The sequence below is a fragment of the Brevibacillus sp. LEMMJ03 genome, from assembly GCF_007197875.1.
In the GTDB taxonomy this organism is placed as follows: Bacteria; Bacillota; Bacilli; order Brevibacillales; family Brevibacillaceae; genus Brevibacillus; species Brevibacillus thermoruber.
The window spans coordinates 1-528 of the sequence record NZ_VKJN01000061.1 but is presented as its reverse complement, the minus strand read 5'-3'; the positions used below and the strand labels follow the sequence as shown (position 1 = coordinate 528).

General features: G+C 43.4%; 1 protein-coding gene. It reads left to right on the top strand.

What is annotated here, in order from left to right; translation table 11 throughout:
• Positions 1-174: 174 nt before the first annotated feature.
• The coding region (locus FOI68_RS23820) for a hypothetical protein (protein WP_221935135.1) at positions 175-528 on the top strand (354 nt) is incomplete at its 3' end.

Genomic DNA, 528 nt, shown 5'->3' with positions numbered 1-528 from the left:
AGAGGCACTTATCCTAAAAAAAACTTTACATATCTTTTTGTAGATGATATTATGTATATGTAAAGCGTAAAACCACACAACAGTGCGATTTAGAGAAATGAACGGAAAAGGAGAGGTCAATATGTTAAAAAAGGTAAACATTAATCTAGGCAGGAAGCTCAAGGGTGGTGAGTTATGACGTACATTCGTCACGTTACGTTGAACACCGGGCATGTTAGAAAGTCGTTTCCTAGTGAGATCGACAAACGTCTCTATTTCATTTTGCGCAGAATGAGAAAAGACATCTTTTCCTCGTCCGGGACAGAAATCATAGACGGGTATACAGCGAAAGGGACAGAGGTTACGGGGAACGGAGCTGTTATCACTGTTTTCAAGAAGAATGTCCCAATTATCACGGTCGGGATGACGAAACACAAACACAGTGACGTATGGAAACTCATGCATGAGAGCTCGACACTTCCGCTTCAGACTAACCCGAACAACCCGCCTGATGTTCCGTATGCAGCGGACCGCCTAGAAATCGGAGCG